Annotated in this window: 12 protein-coding genes; 5 read left to right on the top strand and 7 right to left on the bottom strand. The window is 68.5% G+C overall.

Annotated elements, in window-relative coordinates; all coding sequences use genetic code 11:
- Both acnB and V8Z80_RS05770 read left to right on the top strand, forming a co-directional pair.
- Entirely contained in the window at positions 1 to 2,592 is a 2,592-nt protein-coding gene (gene acnB / locus V8Z80_RS05775) for a bifunctional aconitate hydratase 2/2-methylisocitrate dehydratase (protein ID WP_155195586.1), read from the top strand.
- A 253-nt stretch (positions 2,593 to 2,845) separates the two neighbouring features.
- The gene (locus V8Z80_RS05770; RefSeq protein WP_336061333.1) at positions 2,846 to 3,874 is read left to right on the top strand and encodes a Bug family tripartite tricarboxylate transporter substrate binding protein; all 1,029 of its coding nucleotides are present in this window, start codon (positions 2,846 to 2,848) and stop codon (positions 3,872 to 3,874) included.
- 119 nt (positions 3,875 to 3,993) lie between these two features.
- Here the strand turns inward: V8Z80_RS05770 and V8Z80_RS05765 are convergent, their stop codons facing one another.
- Positions 3,994 to 6,168 (bottom strand): TonB-dependent receptor, encoded by a 2,175-nt coding sequence (locus V8Z80_RS05765; protein WP_336061332.1) that lies wholly within the window; start codon positions 6,166 to 6,168, stop codon positions 3,994 to 3,996.
- Between the two features lie 232 nt (positions 6,169 to 6,400).
- Positions 6,401 to 7,270 (bottom strand): EamA family transporter, encoded by an 870-nt coding sequence (locus V8Z80_RS05760; protein ID WP_336061331.1) that lies wholly within the window; start codon positions 7,268 to 7,270, stop codon positions 6,401 to 6,403.
- A 186-nt stretch (positions 7,271 to 7,456) separates the two neighbouring features.
- Here V8Z80_RS05760 and V8Z80_RS05755 point away from each other — a divergent pair, with 186 nt between their 5' ends.
- The gene (locus V8Z80_RS05755; protein WP_155195590.1) at positions 7,457 to 8,350 is read left to right on the top strand and encodes an EamA family transporter; all 894 of its coding nucleotides are present in this window, start codon (positions 7,457 to 7,459) and stop codon (positions 8,348 to 8,350) included.
- Positions 8,351 to 8,483: 133 nt separating this feature from the next.
- Positions 8,484 to 11,189 (top strand): aconitate hydratase AcnA, encoded by a 2,706-nt coding sequence (gene acnA, locus V8Z80_RS05750; RefSeq protein ID WP_155195591.1) that lies wholly within the window; start codon positions 8,484 to 8,486, stop codon positions 11,187 to 11,189.
- A gap of 130 nt (positions 11,190 to 11,319) precedes the next feature.
- On the opposite strand, the gene V8Z80_RS05745 is transcribed toward acnA, so the two are convergent.
- The 5 genes from V8Z80_RS05745 to V8Z80_RS05725 all read right to left on the bottom strand — a co-directional run bounded on the left by V8Z80_RS05745 (position 11,320) and on the right by V8Z80_RS05725 (position 15,367).
- Positions 11,320 to 12,318, bottom strand: coding sequence for a Bug family tripartite tricarboxylate transporter substrate binding protein (locus V8Z80_RS05745; RefSeq protein WP_336061330.1), 999 nt, complete (start codon positions 12,316 to 12,318; stop codon positions 11,320 to 11,322).
- Between the two features lie 64 nt (positions 12,319 to 12,382).
- Positions 12,383 to 13,291, bottom strand: coding sequence for an allantoinase PuuE (locus tag V8Z80_RS05740; protein ID WP_336061329.1), 909 nt, complete (start codon positions 13,289 to 13,291; stop codon positions 12,383 to 12,385).
- Entirely contained in the window at positions 13,281 to 13,814 is a 534-nt protein-coding gene (locus V8Z80_RS05735; protein ID WP_336061328.1) for an ureidoglycolate lyase, read from the bottom strand. The genes V8Z80_RS05740 and V8Z80_RS05735 overlap by 11 nt, the downstream gene beginning before the upstream one ends.
- Complete coding sequence (locus V8Z80_RS05730; RefSeq protein WP_155195598.1) at positions 13,804 to 14,487, bottom strand: GntR family transcriptional regulator; 684 nt, start codon at positions 14,485 to 14,487, stop codon at positions 13,804 to 13,806. The genes V8Z80_RS05735 and V8Z80_RS05730 overlap by 11 nt, the downstream gene beginning before the upstream one ends.
- Before the next feature lie 97 nt (positions 14,488 to 14,584).
- Positions 14,585 to 15,367, bottom strand: a complete 783-nt coding sequence (locus V8Z80_RS05725) for a DODA-type extradiol aromatic ring-opening family dioxygenase (protein ID WP_336061327.1) — start codon at positions 15,365 to 15,367, stop codon at positions 14,585 to 14,587.
- Positions 15,368 to 15,567: 200 nt separating this feature from the next.
- On the opposite strand from V8Z80_RS05725, the gene V8Z80_RS05720 reads away from it, so the two are divergent.
- Positions 15,568 to 16,776 carry a DUF2863 family protein gene (locus V8Z80_RS05720; RefSeq protein ID WP_336061326.1) on the top strand — a complete coding sequence of 403 codons (1,209 nt, stop codon included), beginning with the start codon at positions 15,568 to 15,570 and terminating at the stop codon, positions 16,774 to 16,776.
- Positions 16,777 to 16,784: the final 8 nt, after the last annotated feature.

The raw sequence follows: 16,784 nt of genomic DNA, 5'->3' as shown, positions 1-16,784 counted from the left end.
ATGCTGGAAACCTACCGCCAACACGTTGCCGAACGCGCAGCCCTGGGCATCCCGCCCTTGCCCCTGTCTGCCAAGCAGACCGCCGAACTGATCGATCTGATCAAGAACCCGCCCCAGGGCGAGGAGCAGACGCTGGTCGAGCTGCTGACCCATCGCGTGCCGGCCGGCGTGGACGACGCCGCCAAGGTCAAGGCTTCCTTCCTGGCCGCGGTGGCCCTGGGCAAGGAACCGTGTGCGCTGATCAGCCGCGCCCGCGCCACCGAGCTGCTGGGCACCATGCTGGGCGGCTACAACATCGGGCCGCTGATCGAGTTGCTGGACGACGCCGAAGTGGGCGCCATCGCCGCCGGTGCGCTCAAGACCACGCTGCTGATGTTCGACGCCTTCCACGACGTCAAGGAAAAAGCCGACCAGGGCAATGCCAACGCGCGCGCCGTGCTGCAAAGCTGGGCCGAGGCCGAGTGGTTCACCAGCCGCCCCGAGGTGCCCGAGAGCCTGACCATCACCGTCTTCAAGGTGCCGGGCGAGACCAACACCGATGACCTGTCTCCGGCCCCCGACGCCACCACGCGCCCGGACATTCCCATGCATGCGCTGGCCATGCTCAAGAACAAGCGTGAAGGCGCTGCCTTCGTGCCCGAGGAAGACGGCAAGCGCGGCCCCGTGCAGTTCATCAACGAGCTGAAGGAAAAGGGCCATCTGGTGGCCTACGTGGGCGACGTGGTGGGCACCGGCTCCTCGCGCAAATCGGCCACCAATTCGGTGCTGTGGTTCACCGGCCAGGACATCCCCTTCGTGCCGAACAAACGTTTCGGCGGCGTGTGCCTGGGCGGCAAGATCGCCCCGATCTTCTACAACACCATGGAGGATGCCGGCGCCCTGCCCATCGAGCTGGACGTCTCGCAGATGGAGATGGGCGACGTGATCGAGCTGCGCCCCTACGAGGGCAAGGCGCTCAAGGACGGCAAGGTCATCGCCGAATTCCAGGTCAAGTCCGAGGTGCTGTTCGATGAGGTCCGCGCCGGCGGACGCATCCCGCTGATCATCGGCCGCGGGCTGACCGCCAAGGCGCGCGAAGCGCTGGGCCTGCCGCCCTCGACGCTGTTCCGCCTGCCCAAGAACCCGGCCGACTCGGGCCGCGGCTTCAGCCTGGCGCAAAAGATGGTCGGGCGCGCCTGCGGCCTGCCCGAGGGCCAGGGCATCCGCCCCGGCACCTACTGCGAGCCGAAGATGACCTCGGTGGGCAGCCAGGACACCACCGGCCCCATGACCCGCGACGAACTCAAGGACCTGGCCTGCCTGGGCTTCTCGGCCGACCTGGTGATGCAGTCGTTCTGCCATACCGCCGCCTATCCCAAGCCCGTGGACGTCAAGACGCACCACACCCTGCCCGAGTTCATCAGCACGCGCGGCGGCATCTCGCTGCGTCCGGGCGACGGCGTGATCCACTCCTGGCTCAACCGCATGCTGCTGCCCGACACGGTGGGCACCGGCGGCGATTCGCATACGCGCTTTCCGATCGGCATCTCGTTCCCGGCCGGCTCGGGCCTGGTCGCCTTTGCCGCGGCCACGGGCGTGATGCCGCTGGACATGCCCGAATCGGTGCTGGTGCGGTTCAAGGGCAAGATGCAGCCGGGCGTGACGCTGCGCGACCTGGTCAACGCCATCCCCTACTACGCCATCAAGCAGGGCCTGCTGACCGTGGCCAAGCAGGGCAAGAAGAACATCTTCTCGGGCCGGATCCTGGAGATCGAAGGCCTGCCCGACCTGAAGGTGGAACAGGCTTTCGAACTGTCGGACGCCTCGGCCGAACGCTCGGCCGCCGGCTGCACGGTGCGCCTGAACAAGGAACCGATCATCGAGTACATCAACAGCAACATCGTGATGCTCAAGTGGATGATCGCCAACGGCTACCAGGACGAGCGCTCGCTGGCGCGCCGCATCAAGGCCATGGAGGCCTGGCTGGCCGATCCCAAGCTGCTCGAGCCCGATGCCGACGCCGAATACGCCGCCGTCATCGAGATCGACCTGGCCGACGTGCACGAGCCCATCGTGGCCTGCCCCAACGATCCGGACGACGTCAAGACGCTGTCGGACGTGGCCGGCGCCAAGATCGACGAGGTGTTCATCGGCAGCTGCATGACCAACATCGGGCACTTCCGCGCGGCGTCCAAGCTGCTCGAAGGCAAGCGCGACATCCCGGTCAAGCTGTGGGTGGCCCCGCCCACCAAGATGGATGCCGCGCAGCTGACCGAGGAAGGCCACTACGGCGTGTTCGGCACGGCTGGCGCGCGCACCGAAATGCCGGGCTGCTCGCTGTGCATGGGCAACCAGGCGCAGGTGCGCGAGGGCGCCACGGTGATGTCCACCAGCACCCGCAACTTCCCCAACCGCCTGGGCAAGAACACCAACGTCTACCTGGGCTCGGCCGAACTGGCCGCCATCTGCTCGAAGCTGGGCCGCATCCCGACCAAGCAGGAATACCTGGCCGACATGGGCGTGATCAACCAGAGCGGCGAGCAGATCTACCAGTACCTGAACTTCGACAAGATCGAGGACTACAAGGACGTGGCCGACACCGTGCAGGTGTAGGCGGCACGCGCTTGGATCCCGGCGCCCTCGCGGCGCCGGGGCCGATATACCCCGGCTGGGCCAGGCGGCCCGCCGGGGTTTTGTTTTGCCGCCCCGCCGTGGGCCGGCGGGCACCGTTTGGGTGCAAAATTGCGATGATCTTGCGCAGGCTCTTGTAGCCAAGAGGGCCTGGCAGGCTGGCACGTGTCTTGCTTCAGAACGCCCGTCGCGGCCCCGTGCCGCCCTCTCGCCAGACAACCACCAGGGTTTCCTCATGCAGCACGCAACGTCTCTCGCACTTCCCGCGCCGTCGCGCACCCTTTGCCTGAGCGGCCTGCGCCGCTGGGCCGGCCTGCTGGCCGGCGCCGCCGCGCTGGCTGCCGCGCCGCTGGCCAGCCACGCCGCCTACCCGGAGAAGGCCGTCCAGGTCATCATCTCCTTCCCGCCGGCCGGGGCCACCGACGTGCTGGCGCGGGCCGTGGGCGCGGCCCTGTCCAAGGAACTGGGCCAGCCCATCGTGGTGGAGAACCGCCCCGGCGCAGGCGGGGCCATCGGGCTGGCCGCCGCCGCCAAGGCGCCGGCGGACGGCTACACCATGTACCTGGCCGCCATCACCAACCAGGCCATCGCGGCCTCGGTCTATGCCAAGCAGCCGGCCAGCCTGATCGAGGACTTCGAGCCGGTCGGCGGCGTGGGCGCGGTCCCGCACGCATTGGTCGTGCCAGCCGGCCTGCCGGTCAAGGACCTGGCCGGCCTGGTCGAGTACCTGAAGCAGGCCCCCGGCAAGCATAACTTCGCCTCGCAGGGCACCGGCACGCTGTCGCACCTGGAATCCGAGCTGTTCCTGCTCAAGACCGGCACCCAGGCCCTGCACATTCCCTACAAAGGCAGCTCGCAGGCGCTGCCCGAGCTGGTCAACGGCAGCGCGGCCATGATGTTCGACAGCATTCCCGGCTCGATGCCGCTGGTGCAAGGCGGCAAGCTGCGGTATCTGGCGGTGGCTTCCAGCCGGCGCGTGAGCCTGCTGCCTGACGTGCCCACGGTGGCCGAAAGCGGCGTGCCGGGCTTCGAGGCCGACAACTGGTTCGGCTTTTCCGCGCCCAAGGGCACGCCACAGGCCGCCATCGACATTTTCAGCGCCGCGCTGCAAAAGGTGCTGGCCCAGCCCGAACTCCAGCAGCAGCTGGGCAAGCAGGGCGCCGAGCTGCGCTACCTGCCCCCCGCCGAGCTCGATGCCCTGATCCGGCAGGAACACGAAACCTGGGCCGGCGTGGTCAAGAGCGCCAACGTACAGGTGCAATAGCGCGCGTCCAGCGCTTCGGCGTGCTTGGGCGGGGGCTCTGCCGGCGGCCGGATCCCCATGCGGTGCCCTGGCAACGCAGGGCCACCCGCATGGGAACGGCTACGCGATGGGAAGGTCGCTCAAAACTCCATGCTGGCGCTGAGCCAGAAGGTGCGCGGCGTGCCCAGGGTCAGGTGGCCCTGGCCGGGGTAGCCGCCCACCGTGGCCCAATAGTCGCGGTTGGCGATGTTCTCGACCCGGGCGCGCAGTACCACCAGGCGATCGGCCACGTCGGTCACGTAGCGCAGGCCGGCATCGAAGCGGGTCCAGCTGGGCACGCGCAGCGTATTGGCCGCGTCGGCATAGGACGAACCGGTATAGACCAGGCGGCCGTCCACCGTCAGGCCGTCCACGCCGGGGATGTCCCACTCGGCGCCCAGGTTGGCCTGCCAGCGCGGCACGCCGATGACCCGCTTGCCGTCCAGGCCCTCGGTGCCCGTGTCGCGCCGCTTGGCATCCAGCCATGTCACCCCGCCCAATACCCGGACGTTGCGCGCGGCCTCGCCGAACACGGTCAACTCTGCGCCCTGATGGCGGTCTTCGCCGGAAGCCGAGAAGAAGTCGTTCTCGTCCATCTGGCCGCTTTTCCTGTTGGTCGAGAACAAGGCCAGGCCCGCGCCCAGCGAGCCGCCGTCGTACTTCAGGCCGATTTCCTTCTGGCGCGAGACGTAGGGCTTGAGCGTGGTGCCGGCGTTGATCGCGTCGCTCGGCGCGGTCGCCCCCTTGACCAGGTTCTCGATGTAGTTGGCGTAGACCGAGAAACGGGGATCGATCTTGAACACCAGGCCGGCCGCCGGGGAATTGCGGCTGGCGGCATAGCTGTCGGTGAGCTGGTCGGCGCTGTAGTTGTAGCTGCGCGTGGCGATGCGCTGGTGGCGCAGGCCCAGCGTCAGCAGCACCCGCTCGTCGACGAACGACATCGTGTCGCCCAGCGCAAAGCTGCGCGTGCGCGTGCGCCCCAGCAAGCCGGGATCGTCCAGGTCTCCGCCAGCCCAGGTAAAGGGCCCGAAATCAGACTTGGCATAGCTGACCGGCTCGTAGAGATTGGTGGCGAGGCTGGCAGTCATACCCGCCGCGTTCTTTTCACGGTGATCGTAGTAGTTGGCCGAAACGACGAACTCATGTCCCACCGCGCCGGTGCGGGCCTTGGCCCGCAAGCCAACCTCGCCGGTATGCACCAGTTCTTCCCGGACGTTGTCGAAACGATAGCTCGTGCCGTCCCCGGTGCGCCCGTCCGTCAGGCTCAAGCCGGCCAGCAGGTTGTCTTCCTTGCTGTCGCGCACGCCGAAGGCCGCCCAGCCCGTGATACGGTCGTTGAAGTCGTACTCGCCGCGCAAGGTGGCGAAGGTGTCGCGTTCATTCGAATGCGTCCAGGACTGCGCCCAGTTCGAACTGGCCTTGGGCGCGTCGGGCAAGGTGTCCAGCCCCGAGACGCGGACACTGGGGCGGGTGCGCTTGAGCCGGTTGTCCTGCCAGCCGATGTCGGCCGACAGGCGCACGTTCTCGCCGCGCCAATCCAGCCCGAGCAGGCCCGCGCCCAGGCGCGAGCTTTCGTCGTCCACGGCAGTGTCGCCGCCGCGCGCAACGGCATTGAAGCGGATGCCGAAACGATCCTCGTTGTAGCGGCGCGCCACGTCCGTGGACAGCGACGCCTGCCCGCCGCTGCCCGCGCCGGCCGTCACACGCGTCAGCGGCTCGTTCGGGGCGCGCTTGGGCACGAGATTGATGGCGCCGCCCGTGGTCGTGCCGGCGGGCGCCGCGCCGCTCAGGAAGGTGGAGGCCCCGCGCAGCACCTCGACACGCTCGAAGAACTCGCTGGCGATGTATTGGCGCGGCAGCATCCCGTACAGGCCGTTGTAGGCGATGTCGTCGGAATAGAGGATGAACCCGCGGATGAAGTAGGTTTCCTGGAAATTGCCGAAGCCCCGCCCCATGCGCACGCCCGGATCGTTCTGCAGCACGTCGGCCACGCTGCGCGCCTGCCTGTCCTGGATGAGCTCGTTGGTATAGCTGGTCACGCTAAAGGGCGTTTCCATGTTGTCGCGGGTGCCCAGGATGCCGATGCGCCCGCCCGTAGCGACCTGCCCGCCCGCATACGGCGCGGCCAGGCCTTCGGCGGACGCATCCGCGCTGGCTTGGACGCGGACGGCCTGCATCTGGATGACGGTTCCAGGGGTGTCCGCGGCGCCTTGCGCATGCGCGGCGCCGGCCGCCCCGATTGCGGCCAGGGCAAGGACAAGCTTGTTTTTCTTCATGGAGATTCCGAAGTGCGGCGGGAAAAAAGGCGCGCCGGCCAGGCGCGCCGGCAAAGGCGGCGAAAGCCCCATGGCGGCCGCACGTTTCCCCGGGATCCGTGACGGGCGCCGTCTAGGGAAAAATATTAACAAAGACAATCATTCTCATTACCAAATATATTTTTATCCTGGCGCAACCGTTGCGGGCCGGCAACAGCGCCGCCCCGCGGCTGGCGGCTGGCGGCTGGCGCGGCTAAGCGCCCAGCAGGACCACTCCGCCGATCAGGATGGTGCAGCCGGCCAGACGCCAAGGCCCGGCCTTCTCGCCCAGCACCAGCATGCCCAGCAAGGCTCCCGCCATCATGGACATCTCGCGCGCCGGCGCCACCAGGCTGACCGGCGCGCCGCCGCGCAAGGCCTGCAGCACGAGAATGTAGGACAAGGGCGCCAGCGCGCCGATAGCCCAGGCCAGCGGCCAGTAGCCGCGCATGGCCTGCCAGCCGCGGCGGCCCTGCCGCGCCACGTAGGGCGCCAGCATGCCGGCACGCAGGGCGCTGGTGAACCAGTCCAGCAATATGGGCGAGATCAGCAGGACTTTGACGCCATAGGCATCGACCACCGTATAGCAGGCGATCAGCAAACCCGTACAGGCGCCCCAGCGCACCCCCGTCCAGGCCTGGGGCTGGGCGAACCGGGCCCACTGCCCTTGCGTGGCGATGCAAAAGATGCCGGCCACCACGCACAGCACGCCAGCGACGGTCGACAGATGCGGCGTCTCGCCCAGCAGCGCGAAGGCGGCCACCGAAGAGAGCAGCGGCCCGGTCCCGCGCGCCACCGGATAGACGACGGACAGGTCCGCCACCTGGTAGCCGCGTTGCAGGCACAGGCTGTAGAAAAGGTGCAGCGCGGCGCTCGCGAATACGCACAGCGCCGCGGGCACGGTCCAGCGCATGTCCCCGTCCATCAGCGCCCATGCCGCCCAGGGCAGGTACAGGACGGCCGAGCACAAGGCGTACGAAAACACGAATACCGGGCCCACCGCCGCGGCGCGCTTGGCCAGGAGGTTCCAGCCGGCATGGATGATGGCGGCAAGAACGACCAGGGAAAGGGCAGCGAGAGACATGCAGCGCAGGAAAGCCGCCGGCGGGAAGCCTTGGGGCGTGAAGATCGTCATATTACGGCAACACGCCATGCCGCCAGCCCGCCGCCGCTTCGCGCGGGAGGGGATTCCGCCAGCCGCCTGTCAGCCGGACTCGCTACACTGCCCGCTTGGCCCCGCCCTGCCCCATCCTGCCCAGCCCCCGCCGCAATGCCGCTTAGCCACTTCCTCCTTGCCCTGTCCGTGGTTTTTATATGGGGCACGAATTTTGTGGTCATCAAATGGGGGCTGGCGGACTTCCCGCCGTTCCTGTTCGCCGCGCTGCGCTTCCTGCTCTCGGCATTGCCCTGGATCTTCTTCTTTCGCCGTCCCGCCGTGCCGTGGCCCTACCTGGCCGGATTCGGCACGCTGATCGGCGTGGGCCAGTTCGGGCTGCTGTACTGGGCCATGCAGCGCGACATTACGCCGGGGCTGGCCTCGCTGGTCATCCAGTCGCAAGTGTTCTTCACGATCCTGCTGTCCATGGCCTTTTCGGGCGAACGCCTGTCGCGCACGCAAGCCGCGGCGCTGGGGCTGGCAGCCGCCGGCTACGCCATCGTGGCCTGGCACGGCGCGGCCGACCGCGAGGCGGCCCTGACGCTGCTGGGCCTGGCGCTGGTGCTGGCGGCGGCCGTCTGCTGGGCCTGCGCCAATGTCCTGGTACGCCGCGCCGGACGCCTGAACATGGTGTCCTTCACCGTCTGGAGCAGCCTGTTCGCCATCGGTCCGCTGACGCTGCTGAGCCTGCTCACCGAAGGAGCGCCGGCCTGGGCCAGCGCCCTGGCCCAGGCCGGCGCCGGGGCCTGGGCGTCGGTGCTGTGGCAGGCCGTCGGCAATACGATCTTTGGCTTTGGCGCCTGGAACTGGCTGCTGATGCGCCATCCCGCCGCCACGGTGACCCCGATGGCGCTCTTGGTGCCGGTGTTCGGCATGCTGGCCTCGGCCCTGCTGCTGGCCGAAGCCCTGCCCCTGTGGAAGCTGACGGCGGCCGGCCTGGTGATGGCCGGGCTGATGCTGAATTTCCATGCCGGCCGCATGGCCGCGGCGCGTGCACCGCAAGCCTGATTGCGGTATGCTTTCGTAACTCTTATATAAGACATAAGAGTGCCACAGAACCCGGCGCTCACATACAATTCAGGTACCCGCACACGCCGCCATCCACGGCTTGCGCCTGAAGGCCAACCTCACGGAGTCCATCATGCCGCACAACACGTTCGATACCCTGAAAACCTTCAAGATAGGCAAGCAGTCCTGTCAGTACTATTCCTTGCCGGCCCTGGGCAAGGCACTGGGCATCGACGTGCAGCGCCTTCCCGTTTCCATCCGCATCGTGCTCGAGTCCGTGCTGCGCAATTGCGATGGCAACAAGGTCACCGAAGAGCACGTGCGCCAGCTCGCCGGCTGGCAGCCCAATGCCAGGCGCGAGGACGAGATCCCCTTCGTGGTCGCGCGCGTGGTGCTGCAGGACTTCACCGGCGTGCCGCTGCTGGCCGACATCGCCGCCATGCGCGGGGTGGCCGCCAAGATGGGCAAATCGCCCAAGAGCATCGAGCCGCTGGTGCCCGTGGACCTGGTGGTCGATCACTCGGTGATGATCGACTACTTCGGCACCAAGAACGCGCTGGACCTGAACATGAAGCTGGAGTTCCAGCGCAACAAGGAGCGCTACCAGTTCATGAAGTGGGGCATGCAGGCCTTCGATACCTTCGGCGTGGTGCCCCCGGGCTTTGGCATCGTGCACCAGGTCAACCTGGAATACCTGGCGCGCGGCGTGCACCGGGACAAGGCCACGGGCGTGTACTACCCCGACTCGCTGGTGGGCACGGACAGCCACACCACCATGATCAACGGTATCGGCGTGGTCGGCTGGGGCGTGGGCGGCATCGAGGCGGAGGCCGGCATGCTGGGCCAGCCGGTGTATTTCCTGACGCCCGACGTGGTCGGCGTCGAGCTCAAGGGCCAGCTGCGCGGCGGGGTCACCGCCACCGACCTGGTGCTGACGCTGACCGAGATGCTGCGCCGTGAAAAAGTGGTGGGCAAGTTCGTCGAGTTCTGCGGCGAAGGCACCGCCAGCCTGTCGGTCACCGACCGCGCCACCATCGGCAACATGGCGCCCGAGTACGGCGCGACGATGGGCTTTTTCCCGGTCGATGACCGCACCATCGAATACTTCGAGGGCACCGGCCGCACCGCCGAGGAAATCGCCGCCTTCGAGGCCTATTTCAAGGCGCAGAAGATGTTCGGCGTGCCGCGCGCGCGCGACATCCAGTACACCAAGCTGCTGACGCTGGACCTGTCCACGGTCGCGCCTTCGCTGGCCGGCCCCAAGCGCCCGCAGGACCGCATCGAGATCGGCAAGGTCAAGGAAACCTTCATCGACCTGTTCTCGCGGCCGGCCAGCGAGAACGGCTTCAACCAGCCCGCCGACAAGCTGGAAAAGGTCTACACCACCAGCGCCGGCACGCGGATCAAGAACGGCGACATCCTCATTGCCGCCATCACCTCCTGCACCAACACGTCCAACCCCAGCGTGATGCTGGCCGCGGGCCTGCTGGCCAAGAAGGCGGTCGAGGCCGGCCTGACGATATCCAAGCACATCAAGACCTCGCTGGCCCCCGGCTCGCGCGTGGTGACCGAATACCTGGTCAAGACCGGCCTGCTGCCCTACCTGGAAAAGCTGGGCTTTGACGTGGCGGCCTATGGCTGCACCACCTGCATCGGCAACGCGGGCGACCTGGCCGCCGACCTGAACGAGGCCATCCTCTCCGAGGACCTGGTATGCGCGGCCGTGCTTTCGGGCAACCGCAATTTCGAGGCGCGCATCCACCCGAACATCAAGGCCAACTTCCTGGCCTCGCCGCCCCTGGTGGTGGCCTACGCACTGGCCGGCACGGTCACGCGCGACCTGATGACCGAGCCGGTGGGCCGCGGCAAGAAGGGCGACGTGTGGCTGGGCGATATCTGGCCCAGCACCGAGGAAATCGACGCGCTGGTGCGGCACGCGCTCAACCCCGACGCTTACCGCGCCAACTACAGCCAGGTCAAGGGCAATCCCGGCAAGCTGTGGGAGCAGATCAAGGGCGTGTCCGGCGACCTGTACAACTGGCCCGAATCGACCTACATCGCCGAGCCGCCCTTCTTTGCCGGTTTCGACATGACCCCGGGCGCGATCCCGGTCGTCAAGGGCGCGCGCGCCCTGGGCATCTTCGGCGACTCGGTCACCACCGACCACATCTCGCCGGCCGGCTCCATCAAGGAGAACTCGCCTGCCGGCCGCTGGCTCAAGGAGCACGGCGTGATGAAGGCCGACTTCAACAGCTACGGCTCGCGCCGGGGCAATCATGAAATCATGATGCGCGGCACCTTCGCCAACGTGCGCATCAAGAACCTGATGATCCCGCCGCGCCCGGACGGCAGCCGCTTCGAAGGCGGCGAAACGCTGTTCCAGCCTTCGGGCGAACAGATGTCCATCTACGACGCCGCCATGCAATACGTGGCCCAGGGCACGCCCACCGTGGTGTTCGGCGGCGAGGAATACGGGACCGGCTCCTCGCGCGACTGGGCCGCCAAGGGCACGCAGCTGCTGGGGGTCAAGGCCGTGATCGCCCGCAGCTTCGAGCGCATCCACCGCAGCAACCTGGTCGGCATGGGCGTGCTGCCCCTGCAATTCAAGGGCGAGGACAGCGTGCAGTCCCTGGGCATCACCGGCGAAGAGACCTACGACATCTCGGGCCTGGAAAACGGAATCAAGCCCATGCAGGACGTGACGCTGACCATCCACCGCAAGGATGGCAGCCGCCAGGACGTGGTGCTTACGCTGCGCGTGGACACCCCCATCGAGGCCGACTACTACAAGCACGGCGGCATCCTGCCCTTCGTGCTGCGGCAGCTGCTGGCCGCCTGAGGCCAGGGCGCCCGCGCCTGCAAGCCCGGCGCCTGCCGGGCTTTTTCTTGTACGCGCAGCATGCACGCACTCCTTGCAACGCGGCTGGGATCCGGCCTATGCGCAAAACCGCAGGCCGCCGCCTGGCGTTTCAGTCCAGCCTCACGCCCGAGCGCTTGACGACCTCGGCCCAGCTGGCCACTTCCTTGCGCATCAGCTCGGCCAAGGCCTCGGAGGAGGACGACTCCAGGATCAGCCCTTCGTCGGCGTACCGCTTCCTGAATTCGGGGTTGTCCAGCGCCTTGGCCATCATGGCTTGCAAGGTCTGGGCGACCTGCGGCGGCAGGCCTTGCGGCGCGACCACCGCATACCAGGTGGTGGCCTCGAGGTTGGGCACGCCGAGCTCCTGGGCGGTCGGCACCTGCGGCACGACATCCAGCCGCCGGGTGCCGGTGATCGCCAGCGGCCGGACCTGGCCGGCCCGGTACTGCTGCAGCATCTCGGCAACCTGGGTGACGCCCACGTCGAGCTCTCCGGACATCATGGCCATGACCACGGGGGCGCTGCCCTTGTACGGGACGTGCACCATCGAGCCCTCGGCGGCGATATTGAGCAGCTCGCCCGTCAGGTGGGTGATGCTGCCCGCGCCCGACGAGCCGTAGTTGAGCTTGCCCGGGTCGGACTTGGCCAGCGCGACCAGTTCGGGCAGCGTACCGGCCTGCACGCCGGGGCCGACCGAAAATACCAGCGGGCTGCGGCCGACCAGCGTGATCGGCGTGAAGTCCCGCAACGGGTCATAAGGCAGCTTGGCGTAGAGACTGGGCGCGGTGGCCAGCGTGGATACGTTTCCCAGCAGCAGCGTATAGCCGTCGGGCTCGGCCTTGGCCACCGTGGCGGTGCCGATGGTGCCCCCCGCGCCGGCCCGGTTCTCCACCACCACTGGCGTGCCCGTGGCCTCGTTCATGCTCTTGCCCAGCGCGCGCGCCAGCGTATCGGCCGCCCCGCCCGGCGGGAACGGCGTGACCAGCCTGATGGGCTTGCTGGGGTAGGCGGGCTGGGCCTGCGCGATGGCGGCCGGCGCGGCCAGGCCCAGCGCCAGCGCGCCGGCCAGCGCGCGCCTGCGCAGGTCGATACCGTTGTTCTTGTCCATTGCTGTCTCCGTTGTTGTCATGGTGATCGTTGCCCGCCGTTCAGGCGGGCATCAAGGCCGCGCCTTATTCGGACGGCGGGTGCACGGCCAGCCAGTGCCGCGCGATATCGACGCGCCGGCACACCCAGACCCCGGCTTGCCGCGCCACATAGTCCAGGAACCGCTCCAGCCCGGCCGCCCGGCCGGGCTGGCCGACCAGGCGCAGATGCAAGCCCACGGACATCATCCGGGGCTGCGTAGCGCCTTCGCGATAAAGCATGTCGAAGGCATCGCGCAGGTATTCGAACAGGTCCGTCCCGGTTGCCATGGCCCCGCGTATGAATTTCGCGTCGTTGTTGGCCAGCCCGTAAGGCAGGACCAGGTGGGGCCGCCCGCCGACCTGCACGTAGTAGGGCAGCTCGTCGTTGTAGGAGTCGGAGTCGTACAGAAAGCCGCCCTCTTCGGCGACCAGCCGCCGGGTGTTCACGCTGGGACCGTAGCGGCAATACCAGCCGTGCGGACGCTCGCCCAGCAAGGCCTGGATCGAGGCGACCGTGCGGCGTATCCGCTCGCGCTCCTGGGACTCGGAAAGATTCTGGTGGCGCTCCCAGCGATAGCCGTGCGCGCATACGTCCCAGGCCGCCTCGCGGATGGCCTGGCACGCGAGCCCATTGCGCTCGAGCGCCAGCGCGCAGCCGAATATCGTGGCTGGCAGGCCGCGTTCGCGCAGCAGGCGCATGACACGCCAGAAGCCGACGCGGCTGCCGTATTCGAACATCGATTCGGCCGCCAGGTCCCGGCCGCTAAAGCCCCCGCCCCCGCCTTCGGTCAGCCCCGTTTCCGAGGCGTCATCGCCGTCCGGGACCGAAGGCTCGCCGCCTTCCTCGTAGTTGATGCAGAAGTTCAGCGCCAGGCGCGCGCCGCCGGGCCATTTCGGGTCGGGCGGGTTGGGACCGTAGCCGACGAAGTCGCGTTGCAGGCAATCAGGGCGCATGGCAAGGCTCCGGTGCGCAAGCCGCCTCGGGCGGCAGGATGTCCACGGGCCGGGGCATCGGCCAGAATTCGTCGTCCTCGCCCGTCCCGGTCAGCGTCATCACCACCGCGAACTCGGCCGGGGCCTGCAGCACCGACAGCCCGTGATGCCACACCCCGGGCCGGTAGCAGACGCCCTGGCTGCCGGCGGCCACGAAAGCCTGCAGGCGACCCAGGTCGGGCGTGCCGTCCCGGGCCTCGGGCGCCACCACGACCAGGTATGGCGCGCCGCTCAGGGGAATGAAGCTTTGCGCGCTATGCGGGTGGCGCTCCATGTTCTGCAGGCGGCACGGCAGCGCGCAGGCCTGCCCTGCCCGGCTGACCCACATCGCCGGGCGCGTTGCCATGGCGCCGTGCTCGAACGGCACGTCCAGGTGGCGCCGCCGCCCGGGCCCCGCATGCTCGATGACATCCCCGAAGGGGGCGAAGGCCTCGCGGGTCAGGGGCACGGCCCGCACCTGGCGCGTTTGCGGCTCATGCGCCATGGTCGAGATACCCCAGCGTCTTGATGAAGGTGCTGCGCACATTGTCCAGATGCCCGACCATGGCGGCGCGAGCCTGTTCGCCATCGCGGCTTTGCAAAGCCTGGACGATGGCCAAGTGTTCCTGCCGAGCCAGCACCGAGCGCTCGGGTACGAGTTCGACCGCGCACATGCGCGCGCGGCGGCGGGCGTCCGCGATCATGCCGGCCAGCGACTTGTTGCCGCAGAAATTGGCCACCAGGTCATGGACTTCGTTGTCTGCCGTCCAGTCCGCGCTCTCGGGGCGGTCACCTTGCATGACATCGAGCAGGCGCAGCCGCACCGACTCCAGCATCGCGGCGGGAATGCGGCCGGCGGCCATGGCCGCCGCTTCGCCTTCGAGCAGCCGGCGGATCTGCAGCAGCTCCAGCAGTTCGGCCGCGCCGAACTGCTGGACCACGATGGAACCGTTGGAAAGGCGCGAAAGAATCTTCTCGCCCAGCAGCCGGTTCAGGGCGGCCCGCATGGGCGTGCGCGACACGGCGAATTCAGCCGCCAGGCGGCGCTCTTCGAGCACCTCGCCGGCGCGGATCTGGCGCGAGACGATGCGCCCGAGCAGGGCTTGATAGGTCCGCTCGGAGACGCTGAGCTCGGTTTCGTCATCAAGCGAAGGGGACGGGATTGCTAGACGGCTCATCAATTTGGATACAGGTGGGATCCCACTAAAAAACAAAGTGTACCCCTGTTGCAGCCAAACCTCCAGGGGCACGCGGGCCGGGCCGGGCGGCGGCGGTTCAGTCCTGCGTGCCGAAGGCCCAGGCGTCCATCGCCAGCGCCCCGTAGGTGACTTCGTCGGTCAATCGCCGCGCCGGCATGCCGCCCGCCCCCAAAGCCACGTACAGCGGCATGAGATGGTCGTCGTGCGGATGCGCCTGCAAGGCGCCGGGCGCCTGGCGCTGCCAGTCGAACAAGGCTTCGGTGTCACCGGCCATCAAATGACGGGCGTACCACTGCTGGAATGCCGGCACGTATGCCAACGGCGGCGCGTCGCGGCGCGCCTGCACGTGACGCAGGTTGTGCGTGAGCGAGCCCGAGCCGATGATGAGCACGCCCTGCTCGCGCAGCGGCGCCAGCGCCTGTCCCAGGGCATGCTGGGCGCGCGCGTCGCGCCCGGCATCGAGCGAGAGCTGCACGACCGGGATGTCCGCCTGGGGATACAGATAGCGCAAGGGCACCCAGGCGCCATGATCCAGGGGACGCTCGGCATCGGCGCGGGCCGCCATGCCCGCCTGCGCCAGCAGGCCGGCCAGCCGCTGCGCCAGGCCGGGCGAGCCGGGCGGCGCATACGCAAGCTGGTAGAGCGGCGCGGGAAAACCGCCGAAGTCGTGCCAGGCCTGCTGCCGCGCCCGGGTCGAGATGGCCAGCCCGGGGCCGCGCCAGTGCGGCGAGACCACCAGGATCGACGAGGGCCTGCCGGCCAGCGTGGCGGGCCAGGCGGCCAGCGCGGCGCCGGCCTGGCCCGGATCGAGCGCCAGCATGGGCGAGCCGTGGGAGACAAAAAGGGTGGGCAGGCGCATGCGGGCTCCGGGCCATGATGGAATGCGGGAATTGTCCCCGATCCGGATACGGCGATAAACCGCGCCGGACGCGACTTGCCGTTCCATGCCTGGACCAATCGCTCGGCGCGCGGGGCCGCGCCCACGGCTTCGGCCCTGGGCCCACTGACAGTAAACTAGCGTGTTACGCCTTTCAAACTCCTATCGGTCACTACGATTTCATGGCCCGCAACCGCACCCCTTCCTCTCCTCGCCTGAACCGGGATGCCTCCCGTCTGGTCGCCCTTGCGCTGGCGCTGGACGAATCGGGCAGCCGGGTCGAAGACCGCTACTGGGAGGCCGAGCTCGCACGGCTGATCGGCAAGCATTTGCGCGCCGGCAACGACGCCACCCTGGAAGCGGCCCTGGACCATCTCTCGCGCCTGAACGCCGGCGGCTACGAAGTGCTGATCGAGCAGGCCGAAACCCATTCCGAATCCATGACGCTGGACAAGGACGGCGTGCGGCACGACGTGCTGCTGGTGGTGGCGCCCGTGGTGGCCTGGACCCGCTACAACATTCCTTCGGCGCCCATTCCCGAGGCGGCCCGCGATACGCTGCGCGCCCAGCTGCATGGCCACATCCTGGCGCAGGACGCCCGGCTGGCGCTGCTGCCGCACCTGGTCAGCCTGGACCAGATGCCGCGCACCTTTTCCGAAACCTGGCAATGGCTGAACCGGCTGGGCTCGCAAGCCCTGGGCCTGCCCGCCCCCGCCCCGGCGCTGGGCGCCGACCCGGATCCGGACGCCCCGCCCATGCTGGCCGACACCCGCTACCTGGTGGCGGCGGTGGCGGTGCCCGAGGGCGCGCCCCTGTTCATCTGGCAAGAGCCCGGCCAGGCCGGCCACGGCCGCAGCCAGGCGCTCTCGCGCTGGACCGAGCAGGTCCAGCCCACGCTGGCCGCGCTGCTGCCCGGCTGCGGCCTGGAGCTGTTGCTGCCCGATGCCTACTACGTCAGCAACCGCGAGGCCGACCGGCGCGTGCGCCCGTTCGCCCTGAAGGCGGCGCTGGCCTGGCTGGAAACCGCCGTGTCCATGCCGCCGGACCAGCTGCGCGCCGTAATCGGGGCCTGCGGCACGGCGGGCGTGGAGGAATACCGCGTCAGCTTCACGCCGCGCAGCCGCAACGACGTGCTCTACGGCTGCGTCTGGCCCGTCTACGGCCGCGAGGAAGAGATCGCGGCGACCGACGAGGAAGCGCCGGACACCGTCGATGAAATCGCGGCCCTGCTCAAGGAGCACGGCGTGGCCGACATCCGCCGCCTGCCCGGCCTGCTGCCGCCCGAATACTGCGAAGACTGCGGCGCGCCCTACTTCCCCAATCCCCTGGGCGAGATGGTGCACCCGGAGCTGCCCGAGGAAGCCGACAGCGCGCCGACGCACTTTCACTGAAGCCGGGC

Source organism: Orrella sp. JC864 (assembly GCF_037026685.1).
In the GTDB taxonomy this organism is placed as follows: domain Bacteria; phylum Pseudomonadota; class Gammaproteobacteria; order Burkholderiales; family Burkholderiaceae_B; genus Orrella.
The sequence above is the reverse complement of the archived record's forward strand: the minus strand, read 5'-3'. Positions and strand labels throughout refer to the sequence as shown.